Source organism: Haloimpatiens massiliensis, from assembly GCF_900184255.1.
Classification (GTDB): domain Bacteria; phylum Bacillota; class Clostridia; order Clostridiales; family Clostridiaceae; genus Haloimpatiens; species Haloimpatiens massiliensis.
This window is the reverse complement of record NZ_LT854636.1, coordinates 276,301-288,067: the sequence shown is the minus strand read 5'-3', so window position 1 is coordinate 288,067 and position 11,767 is coordinate 276,301. Positions and strand designations below refer to the sequence as shown.

9 protein-coding genes are annotated in these 11,767 nt (G+C 30.6%); all 9 read left to right on the top strand.

Annotation, left to right across the window (positions count from 1 at the left end):
* The 9 genes from uvrA to hisC all read left to right on the top strand — a co-directional run bounded on the left by uvrA (position 1) and on the right by hisC (position 11,762).
* Positions 1-2,823 (top strand): excinuclease ABC subunit UvrA, encoded by a 2,823-nt coding sequence (uvrA, locus tag C1715_RS02365; RefSeq protein ID WP_102399072.1) that lies wholly within the window; start codon positions 1-3, stop codon positions 2,821-2,823.
* A gap of 58 nt (positions 2,824-2,881) precedes the next feature.
* Positions 2,882-3,325: an FHA domain-containing protein gene (locus tag C1715_RS02360; protein WP_102399071.1), complete on the top strand. Its 444-nt coding sequence runs from the start codon at positions 2,882-2,884 to the stop codon at positions 3,323-3,325.
* A gap of 18 nt (positions 3,326-3,343) precedes the next feature.
* The gene (locus C1715_RS02355; protein ID WP_102399070.1) at positions 3,344-4,546 is read left to right on the top strand and encodes an FtsW/RodA/SpoVE family cell cycle protein; all 1,203 of its coding nucleotides are present in this window, start codon (positions 3,344-3,346) and stop codon (positions 4,544-4,546) included.
* Between the two features lie 2 nt (positions 4,547-4,548).
* A complete protein-coding gene (locus tag C1715_RS02350; protein ID WP_102399069.1) occupies positions 4,549-5,976 on the top strand; it encodes a peptidoglycan D,D-transpeptidase FtsI family protein in 1,428 nt (475 codons plus the stop codon).
* Positions 5,977-6,006: 30 nt separating this feature from the next.
* Positions 6,007-6,612 (top strand): metal-dependent hydrolase, encoded by a 606-nt coding sequence (locus C1715_RS02345; RefSeq protein WP_102399068.1) that lies wholly within the window; start codon positions 6,007-6,009, stop codon positions 6,610-6,612.
* A 347-nt stretch (positions 6,613-6,959) separates the two neighbouring features.
* Entirely contained in the window at positions 6,960-8,846 is a 1,887-nt protein-coding gene (gene uvrC / locus C1715_RS02340) for an excinuclease ABC subunit UvrC (protein WP_102399067.1), read from the top strand.
* Between the two features lies 1 nt (position 8,847).
* Positions 8,848-9,582 (top strand): phosphatase, encoded by a 735-nt coding sequence (locus C1715_RS02335; RefSeq protein WP_102399066.1) that lies wholly within the window; start codon positions 8,848-8,850, stop codon positions 9,580-9,582.
* A 59-nt stretch (positions 9,583-9,641) separates the two neighbouring features.
* On the top strand, positions 9,642-10,556 hold the full coding sequence (gene murB / locus C1715_RS02330) for a UDP-N-acetylmuramate dehydrogenase (RefSeq protein WP_102399065.1): 915 nt from the start codon (positions 9,642-9,644) through the stop codon (positions 10,554-10,556).
* A gap of 120 nt (positions 10,557-10,676) precedes the next feature.
* Positions 10,677-11,762, top strand: a complete 1,086-nt coding sequence (gene hisC / locus C1715_RS02325) for a histidinol-phosphate transaminase (RefSeq protein ID WP_102399064.1) — start codon at positions 10,677-10,679, stop codon at positions 11,760-11,762.
* Positions 11,763-11,767 lie beyond the last annotated feature (5 nt).

The following is an 11,767-nucleotide window of genomic DNA, read 5'->3' as shown; positions in this document are numbered from 1 at the left end:
ATGAAGGATAAAATATTTATAAAAGGTGCTAAAGTACATAATTTAAAAAATGTAACATTAGAAATACCTAGAGATAAGTTTGTTGTATTTACGGGACTTTCAGGTTCTGGAAAGTCATCTTTGGCTTTTGATACTCTATATGCAGAGGGGCAAAGAAGATATGTAGAATCACTATCAGCTTATGCAAGGCAGTTTTTAGGTCAAATGAATAAGCCAGATGTAGAGTATATTGAAGGATTATCACCAGCAATTTCAATAGATCAAAAGACCACTAGTAGAAATCCAAGATCAACTGTGGGTACTGTAACAGAGATATATGACTATTTAAGACTTCTTTATGCAAGAATAGGCCATCCTCATTGTCCTAAATGTGGTAAAGAAATAAAGCAGCAAACAGTGGATCAAATGGTAGATAAAATTATGAGTTTACCTGAAAGGACAAAGTTGCAGGTTTTAGCTCCAGTAGTTAGAGGGAGAAAGGGAGAACATGTTAAAATACTAGATAAAATAAAAAAAGAAGGATACGTAAGAGTAAGAATAGATGGGGAAATTCTAGACATATTAGAAGATGAGATTAATTTAGAAAAAAATAAGAAGCATAATATAGAGATAGTAATTGACAGAATAATAGTAAAAGAAGGGATGGAAGGGAGAATAACTGATTCTCTAGAAGCGGCACTAAAGTTGGCAGAGGGACTTGTTATTGTAGATATAATTGACAAAGAAGAGATGCTTTTTAGTGAAAAGTTTGCTTGTGCTCAGTGTGGTATAAGTATAGGAGAATTGGAGCCCAGGACTTTTTCCTTTAACTCACCTTTTGGTAAATGCGATTGTTGTGATGGACTTGGAACGCTTTTAGAGATAGATGAAGATTTGATTATACCTGATAGGAGTAAGAGTATTTTAGATGGAGCTATTATTTCTTTAGGAGAAGGAAGCTTGAAGGAAAACTCTTGGACTCATTCCATATTAAAAGCTTTAAGTGAAAAGTACAAATTTTCTTTAAAAACTCCTATAGAAAAGTTAGATCCCAAGGTATTAAATATAATTTTATATGGCATGAATGGAGAAAAATTAAGAGTACATTATGTAAAAGAAGACAGAGAGGGAGTTTATAATCATACTTTTGAAGGTTTTATAAATAATCTAAAAAGAAGATATATGGAAACATCTTCTGATTATATTAAAAGAGAAATAGAGCAATATATGAGTAATAATCCTTGTCCAAAATGCCATGGTAATAGATTAAAGGAAGAGGCCTTAGCAGTTACTGTAGGAGGTAAAAATATATTTCAGTTTTGTAACATGTCTATAAAGGATGAGATTAAATTTTTAGAAGAATTGATACTAAGTGAAAAAGAAAATGCCATTGCAGATCAAATATTAAAAGAAATAAAAAGCAGGCTAAAGTTTTTAATAGACGTGGGGCTGGATTATTTAAATTTAACTAGAACTGCTGGAACCTTATCTGGAGGAGAGGCTCAAAGAATAAGGTTAGCGACGCAAATAGGTTCTAGCTTGGTTGGAGTTTTATACATACTAGATGAACCTAGTATAGGACTTCATCAGAGAGATAATGACAGGCTTATAGGTACATTAAAACATCTTAGGGATATAGGTAATACTTTAGTGGTAGTAGAGCATGATGAGGATACTATAAAGGCCGCGGATTACATAGTAGACGTGGGACCTAGAGCTGGCGAACATGGAGGAGAAATAGTTGCTGCAGGAGATATAAATACCATAATGAATTGTGAAAAGTCCATAACTGGGCAATATTTAATAGGGAAAAAGAAAATAGACATGCCTTTAGAAAGAAGAAAACCTTCAGGGAAAAGCATAAAGGTGGTAGGGGCTAAAGAAAATAATTTAAAAAATATAAATGTAGAAATACCAATGGGAGTATTTACTTGCGTTACTGGAGTTTCAGGTTCTGGTAAGAGTACTTTAGTTAATGAAATATTATATAAAGGAGTAAATAAAATATTAAATAATTCTAAAATTAATCCAGGTAAGCATAAACTTATAGAGGGAGTAGAAAACATAGATAAAATAATAAATATAGATCAAAGTCCAATAGGAAGAACGCCAAGATCAAATCCTGCAACTTATACAGGTGTATTTGATATTATTAGAGAAGTATATTCTAATATACCTGAATCTAGAATGAGAGGATATAAACCAGGAAGATTTAGCTTCAATGTAAAAGGTGGTAGATGTGAAGCTTGTAGGGGAGATGGCATAATAAAAATAGAAATGCAATTTTTATCTGATGTATATGTGCCTTGTGAGGTTTGTAAGGGAAAGCGATATAACAGAGAAACTTTAGAGGTGAAGTATAAGGGTAAAAATATAGACGAAGTATTGAATATGACAGTAGACGAAGGAAGTAAATTCTTTGAAAATATACCTAGAATAAAAAATAAATTAGATACTCTTATGGATGTAGGTTTAGGATATATAAGACTAGGTCAACCATCTACACAATTATCTGGAGGAGAAGCGCAAAGAATAAAGCTAGCCTATGAACTTTCAAAGAGAAGTACAGGAAGAACTTTATATATATTAGATGAACCAACTACAGGACTTCATGTGGAGGATGTGAATAAATTAATAAAAATTTTACAAAGGTTAGTAGAGGGTGGAAACACTGTAGTTGTAATAGAACACAACTTAGATGTGATAAAGTGTGCTGACCACATAATAGATTTAGGGCCTGAAGGCGGTGAAAAGGGAGGTACTATAGTTACTTTTGGAACACCAGAGCAGGTAGCACGCAAGAAAAATTCTTATACGGGACAATACTTAAAAAAGATGTTATAATTTACAATAGGCTAGTATATTCTAGTCTATTGTATTTTGTAAGAAGAAGGTGAAGGTTATGGATTTAAGTAAATTTAGTTTTATATCTAAAATATTTACAATAGCCATATTAGCTATAATATACGTAATAATATTTTTTATATTGAAAATAATGTACAAGGATATCAAGGAACCAGGAAAGAGAAAAAAGGCAAGAAGAAAGAAGTATGGATTAGAGGTTGTAGAAATAAGAGGAAATGATGTTTTGAAAGTGGGAAGTGTTATTCCCATGGGAGATTGGATAACTATTGGTAGAAGATCAGACAATACTTTGGTATTATCTGATGAATATGTTTCAGGTCATCATGCAAAGATATTCTTAAAGAATAATAGTTGTATTATAGAAGATTTAAATAGTACCAATGGAACTTTTGTAAATGATGAAGCTACAGAAGGAAAAACCTATTTGAGCTCAGGAGATATGGTTAAGATAGGAAATTCTCTTTTTAAAATTATAGGATAATATAAGGAGGCATTCTCCATGAATTATTTAGCTGATGAAAAAAAACTTTTAAGATATACTTATTTACTATGTTTCACTATTTTTATAGATTTATTTTTAATAAAAAAGCCTTTTGATAAAGGTTCAATAATAATGGCAGTACTTATAAGCATACTTATAGGTTATTCTCATTTTATTATAAGAAGATTTTTCCCAGACGGAGATAAGGTCATACTTATTATAGCTAGTATATTATCTGTAATAGGTATAGGAGTTTTATATAGATTAAGTACTACTGTAGCTATTAAGCAGTTAATATGGTTTTCCATAGGTGTAGCTGGATTTATATTTATAGTAGTGCTTTTACCAGATTTAGAAAGGTTTAAGAACTTAAGATATTTATATTTAATTGCTACATTAGTAGTAATGTCATTAGGAACACTATTTGCTCCAGAACAATATGGTTCAAAGAACTGGATAAATATGTTTGGGGTTAAGTTTCAACCATCAGAGTTCGGAAAATTATTTTTAGTAGCATATCTAGCATCTGCCTTAAAAGAATATGAAAGTTTTAAGGATCTTATAGAACCAGCTATAGTGGTCATGATTTCGTTAGCATTCATGGTTTTTCAAAAGGATCTAGGATCTGCGCTAATATTTTTTGGTATTTCTGTTACTATGCTGTATATAGCTACTTCTAAATTTAAGTATGTAGCTACTTGTATGGGGTTATTCATAATAGGAGGACTTATAAGTTATAAGCTTTTTGGACATGTAAGGCTTAGAATAATGATATGGAAAGATCCCTTTAAATATGCGTCACATGAGTCTTTACAGGTGGTACAATCAATGATAGCTATAGCTAGCGGTGGATTATTTGGGTCAGGATTAGGCTTAGGGTATCCTAATTTTGTTCCAGTAAATCAAAGTGACTTTATATTTGCCGTCATATGTGAAGAATTAGGTCTTCTTACAGGTATAGCAATTATTATATTGTATTTTATATTGTTCTATAGATGTACTAGAGCAGCTTTAAGAGCTAATAATAATTTTTCTAGATTGCTAGCAGTAGGATACAGTGCAACTATAGCTTCACAAGTTTTAGTAATAATAGGTGGAGTTATGAGCATTATACCTCTTACTGGAATAACATTGCCATTTGTTAGTTACGGAGGAAGCTCTATGATAATAACATTTTTCTCCTTGGGTATATTACAAAAGATTTCTGAAGAGGGAGTGTAAAAATGAAGGATATTTCGCAAAATATTAAAAAGGTAATGATTGTTTTTTTACTGCTCTTTTTGGGTTTGATTGTTTATATGACATATTTTGAAGTGTTCTTAGGTTCTAAATTAGTCGCTAGAGCGGATAACGGAAGGTTGTGGGCAAAAAGGAATGCTATATTAAGGGGCGTTATATATGATAGAAACATGAAGCCTTTAGCGGAAAGTAGTAAAAAAGGAGAAAAGCAAATTAGAAAATATCTATATAATGATTTATTTGTTCACGCATTAGGATATGAAAATCAAAAGTATGGACTAACAGGAATGGAAAAAAGATATGATAAAGAATTAATGGCATTAGATAGTATAGATATATATAGTGTATTTAATTTTAAAAATAAAGACACTGAAAAAAAAGGATATAATTTAATAACTTCCTTGGATTATAATATTCAAAAGAAAGCTTATGATTTATTAGGTGATAATAAGGGATCAGTTGTGGCTTTAAATCCTAAAACAGGGGAAATACTTGCTATGGTTTCTAAACCAGGTTTTAATCCCAATGAATTAGCGGAGGAACAGTGGAAAGAAATAAATAAAGATAAAAGATTTCCACTTATCAATAGAGCAGTTTCTGGCATGTATCCGCCAGGTTCAGTTTTTAAAACTGTTACAGCTGTTAGCGCTTTAGAAAATATTGATGGTATGATGAATAAGAGAATACAAGACAATGGGAAGATAGTATTTAATAGTAAGGAAAAATTATCAAACTATGGTGGAGAAGTTCTTGGAAATATAAATTTTCAACAGGCTTTTGTACATTCCAGTAATGTGTATTTTGGAACATTAGGAATGGAATTAGGAAATAGTAAATTAAAAGAAACAGCAGAAAAGTTCTTTTTTAATAAAAGCATACCATCTATAGGTGTTACTATAGATAATAGTAGATTTCCAAAATATAAAGATTATGAAAAAGGGAATATAGCTCAAAGTGCCATAGGACAAAGTGGTGTACTAGTTACTCCTATGCAAATGGCTGTAGTTGCTTCAACTATAGCTAATGATGGAGTAATGATGAAACCTAAAATTGTAAATAAAGTAACGAATTCTAAGGGAAATACTATGAAAAATATTTCATCGGAAAGTATTGGACAGATTACTAGTAAGCAAAATGCTGATATAATTGAGCAGTTTATGAGAAATACAGTGCAACAGGGGACTGCTAGAGCTGCAAAAAATTCAAATGTAGCTATATGTGGAAAAACAGGTACAGCAGATCATAAAAATGATGGCTCAGAAAATTCTACGCCTCATTCTTGGTTTATTGGATTTGCCCCATATGAAAATCCGGAAATAGCTATAGCTGTAATCGTAGAAAATGGAGGAACTGGAGGAGGAAGTGCCACTAGAATAGCCACTGAAGTGATTAATCAGGCTATGAAAAAGTAAAAAAATTATTTAACTAAAGGAGATAATTACATGACTGGGAAAACTCATGCTGGCATAGGAATAGTAACTTATATAGGACTATGTGATAAATTGCCTGGCAAGTTTAGTTATATAGGTATAGTGGTAGTGGGCGTAGCCTCATTATTGCCAGATGTAGATCATCCTAAAGGTATACTTAATAAATATATATTACCTTTTAAGAATAAGACTACAAAGGTTGCAATTTATGTAGGCATGGGTTTAATTACTCTCCTATTAGATCATTTCTGTTTTAATAAGCCTATAATTAAAGTATTAGGATTTATACTAGTAATGATAGGCTTTTCTTCACATAGAGAGGGCATAACTCATAGTATAGTGGGAATGGCATTGTTTACTTTGATAGCTTCTTATTTAGGTAAAATGTATGGAATTTCTGATGTGGCGTATTATTTTTTGATAGGATATGGAATGCATTTATTGTGTGATATGCTTACTAAAAGAGGGGTGCCTATATTTTATCCTTTTAAAAACAAGAAATATAAGTCACCAGTAAATTTTTCTACTGGTTCTAAAATAGGAAAGATCGTGGAAGAAATAATAATGATGGTAGGACTTATGTATGCAATATATAAACTGCCCTTTATTTTATTCTAGAAAGTACATATTATAATCTCACTCAACTTTAGCACATAAAGTTCAAGCTCTACATTAGATTAATAAGGGTTTTAAATTTAAAATTTAGAATACAAAATTAGGGATTTTCACCACAAATAGTACTTATTACCTGTTACTTACAAATTAATTATAAAAAACTCTTTGAGTTTTATCATTAACTCTTACTTCTTAGCTATTACCTACTATTTATCTGCAAATTTTATATTTTTATTTTATAACTGCGAAAGTTGAAAATCTCAAATATAGAGGTACAATTTAAAGATTAAACTTTATTGAGGTACTAAATTCTATGTTAATACAAACTTACTGTTGTTTTGGAGGAAATTATGTTTGATTTTGAATACCATTTAAAAATGCTTCCAGAAAAACCTGGAGTTTATATAATGAAAAACCCTATAGGTACAGTTATATATGTTGGCAAAGCTAAAATATTGAAAAATAGGGTGAAACAGTATTTTCAAAGTTCTAAAAACCATCCTGAAAAAGTTAAACAAATGGTTAAAAACATAAGTGAGTTTGAGTATATTGTTACGGACTCTGAAATGGAAGCGTTAATACTGGAATGCAATTTAATAAAGAAATATAAACCTAAATATAACATATTGCTGAAAGATGATAAGGGATATCCTTTTATAAAGATAACTTTAAATGAGGATTTTCCAAGAGTAATCATAGCTAGAAATAAGGTTAAAGATGGAGCAAAATATTTTGGACCTTATCCTGAGTATTCTGTAGTAAAGGAAATAATTTTGCTTATTAAAAAGATATTTCCTTTAAGAACTTGTAAAAAAATAATAGAAAGTGAATATGTAAAATCAAAAGCTCATGTAAAACCTTGCTTAAACTATCATATAGGTATTTGTAAGGCTCCTTGTGCTGGATATATTTCTAAAGAAGAGTATAGGAAAATAGTTAACAATATAATAGAATTATTATTGGGAAAAGATAAAACTTTAAAAAATCAGTTGCAAAAGGAAATGATGGAAGCTGCTGAAAATTTACAATTTGAAAAGGCGGCTTCTTTAAGAGATAAATTAGAGGCAGTAAATAAAGTTTGTGAGAATCAAAAGATAATATTTGGTAATTTTGAAAATGAGGATTATATAAATTTATATATGGATGAAAAGGATACTTGCATTCAAGTTTTCTTTTTAAGAAATGGAAAGATTATTGGAAGAGAACACTTTATATTTGAGGATACTTCAGGAAATAGCAAAGGGAATATAATAAGTACTTTTATAAAGGAATTTTATGGTGGAACAGCCTTTATACCTAAAAAGATTTTAGTTCCGGATATAGAAGAAGGAGAACTTTTAGAACAATGGCTTTCATTAAAAAAAGAAGGAAAAGTTGAGATAAAAATCCCTGTAAAAGGTAAAAAATACCAACTAATGCAAATGGTAATGAAAAATGCTAAAATAACATTAGAAGGATTTAAATTAAAGTATATAATGGATAAGGAAATGAATAACAAAACTTTGGAGGAATTTACAGAAATTCTTAACTTGCAGGAAATACCAGAGAGAATAGAGGCTTATGATATTTCTAACATACAAGGTGTGGATTCTGTAGGTAGTATGGTGGTTTTTGAAAACGGAAAGCCTAAGTCCAGTGATTATAGGAGATTTAAAATAAAGGAAGTAATAGGTCCTAATGACTATGACAGTATGAGAGAAATACTTAGAAGAAGATTTTCTCATGGATTTAAAGAAATAGAAGAAATCAAAGAAAAAAATTTACAATATAGTGTAGGAAAATTTTGTGTTTTCCCAGATTTAATACTAATGGATGGAGGATTAGGTCAAGTAAATGTTGCCTATGAAGTTTTAAGAGAGTACAACCTAGAAATTCCTGTATGTGGAATGGTTAAAGATGATAAACATCGTACAAGAGGTTTAATATATGGAGGAGAGGAAATAATTTTAAATAGAAACTCTAATATAATGAAACTTATAACTAGGATACAGGATGAGGTGCATAGATTTGCAATTACATATCACAGAAGTTTAAGGGAAAAGAGAGTATTACATTCTGTGTTAGAGGATATACCATTAATTGGAGCAACTAGGCGAAAAGAACTTTTGAAAAAATTTGGAAGTATAGATAATATTAAAAAGGCATCTTATGATGAGCTTATAAACACTCCGTCTATAAATACGCAGGCTGCAGATAGTATACTGCAATACTTTAGAAAAAGCAAAGGAAGTGTATAATATGAACTATATATCGGACCTTCATACCCATACAATAGTAAGCGGTCATGCTTATAGTACATTATTGGAGAATATAAGTGAAGCTAGTAGAAAGGGATTGAAGATACTGGGTTCTGCAGAACATGGCCCTAAAATGCCAGGAGGACCCCACATATTTTATTTTGGAAATTTAAAAGTAATTCCTAGAGAAATGAATGGAGTAAAAATATTAAAAGGCTGTGAAGCTAATATAATTGATTTTGAAGGAAATATAGATATACCTGAGAGAATTCTAAAAAAATTAGATTATGTTATTGCAAGTTTGCATGATGTATGCATAGAACCAGGTAGCATAGAAGAAAACACTAATGCTATTATAAAGGTTATGGATAATCCATATGTAGATATAATAGGACATCCTGGAAATCCTTCATTCCCTATTTATGAAGAAGAAATAGTAAAAAAAGCTAAAGAAAAAAATATACTATTGGAAATAAACAATAGTTCATTTGTAAGCTCAAGAAAGGGAAGCGAAGATACTTGTTCAAAAATAGCTAAACTTTGTAAGAAATATGGTACAAGAATAATAATAAATAGTGATGCACATTTTGCTACAGCTGTAGGCGACTTTAAGGAAGCAGAGGCAATTTTAAAATCAGTAGGTATGCCAGAAGAGCTAATTATAAACAAAAGTGAAAAAGAAGTATTAAATTATTTAAAGAATAAGGGCAAAGTTCTTGACATAGCTATTGATTAATTAATATTATATAAATTATACTATATGTATTGAGATAAAATTCTAAAAGGAGATAGATTATGAATGGATACAAAGATTTTAGCCTTCTGATGAAGTCTATATTAGAACCAGAGAATATGCTATTAGATGAGCCTATGAAAAATCATACATCCTTCAAAGTTGGGGGACCTTGTGATATATTAGTAACTCCAAAAAACTATGATCAAGTTATGAAAATAATACAGCTTTGTAAGGAGCATAAAGTTCCTTATTATATAATTGGTAATGGATCTAATCTTCTTGTAAAAGATGGTGGAATAAGAGGAGTTGTAATTAGAACCTGTAAATTAAATAACATAGAAATTATAGGGGAACGTATAATTGCAGAAAGTGGAGCAGTCTTATGTAATGTGAGCAATAAGGCTGCAAAGTCTGGCCTTACAGGTTTAGAGTTCAGTAGTGGAATTCCAGGAAGTATTGGAGGAGCTGTAGCGATGAATGCTGGAGCTTATGATGGAGAGATATCTAAAGTAATAGAAAGTGCAGTGGTTTTAAGTAAAGAGGGAGAACTACTAGAGCTTTCAAAAGAAGAACTAGAGTTAGGATATAGAAAAAGTGCTATACTTAAATATGGATATATTGTTTTAAAAGTTACTTTTAAATTACATATGGGTGATAAAGAGAGAATAATGAATAGAATTTCTGAATTAGCTTCTAGAAGAAAAGAAAAACAACCTTTAGAGTATCCTTCAGCAGGAAGTACATTTAAAAGACCAGAAGGATATTTTGCAGGTAGATTAATAGAGGAAAGTAATTTAAAGGGCGTATCTGTAGGTGGTGCCCAGGTATCAGAAAAACATGCAGGCTTTGTTATAAACAAAGGGTGCGCTACTGCCAAGGATATATTAGATCTTATTGAATTAGTTAAAGAAAAGGTAAAAGAAAACTTTGGAGTGGAGCTTCAACCAGAGGTCAGAATAATAGGGGAAGAATAGTATATTTATTGCGTATTTAATGGATATTTACTTTAGTGTAAATACCCATTAAATACGTAATTAAAATTTTGATAATTCAAAATTTTATTAAAATACAAAAAATAAATGGGGGGTTTTTTTATGAAATATGCAGTAAGAGAAGAAATATTGAATTTAAACATGTATAAGGCTGGAAAACCTATAAGTGAAGTGAAGAGGGAGCTAGGCTTAGAGCATGTTATAAAATTAGCTTCTAATGAAAATCCGCTAGGATGTTCACCTAAAGCTAAGGAAGCTGTTATGAAGACTTTGGAAGAGCCTCAAATGTATCCAGATGCTTCTAACTATGAATTAAAGCATGCTATAGCAGAAAAATTAAATGTAAAACCAGAAGAAGTGTTTTTAGGTACAGGCTCTGATGCATTAATAAGAATTATATGTAACACTTTATTGAATCCAGGGGATGAATGTATAATGGGACAGGTAACATTCCCACGTTATGAAGCAGGAGCTAAATTAATGGGAGCTAAAGTCATATCAGTTCCTATGAAAAATAATGCTCTGGACATAGAAAAGATGGTAGAATCTATAAATGATAAGACAAAAATAACATGGTTCTGCAATCCTAATAATCCAACAGGAACTATATTTACAAAGGCTGAATTTGAAAAAGTTCTAGATAAAATACCAGAGCATGTGATTATTATAATGGATGAAGCGTATATTGAATATGTTACAGATAAGGACTTCCCAGATGCTTTAAATTATTTTAATAAGTATCCAAATATGATAGTATTAAGAACATTCTCAAAAGCTTATGGATTAGCTTCATTAAGATGCGGATATGGAATAGCTCATGAAGAATTAGTAGGATACTTTAATAGAGTAATAGGACCATTTGATGTAAACTTATTTGCTCAAAGAGCAGCTGTAGCAGCAGTTAAAGATGATGAGTTCTTAAAAAGAGTTTATGAAGAAAACAAAGCTGGAAAAGAATATCTTTATGGAGAATTTGATAAGTTAGGTCTCCCTTATGAAAAAACCAATGCTAACTTTATAATGGTTAATACAAAGACAGATGATAAAGAGGTATTTAATAAATTATTAAAACAAGGATTAATAATAAGACCGGGACATTTATTAGGAATGCCAGGTTGGATGAGAGTAACTATAGGAACGATGGAGCAGAATAAAAAATTTATAGAAGCTTTAAAAAATAGCCTATAATATAA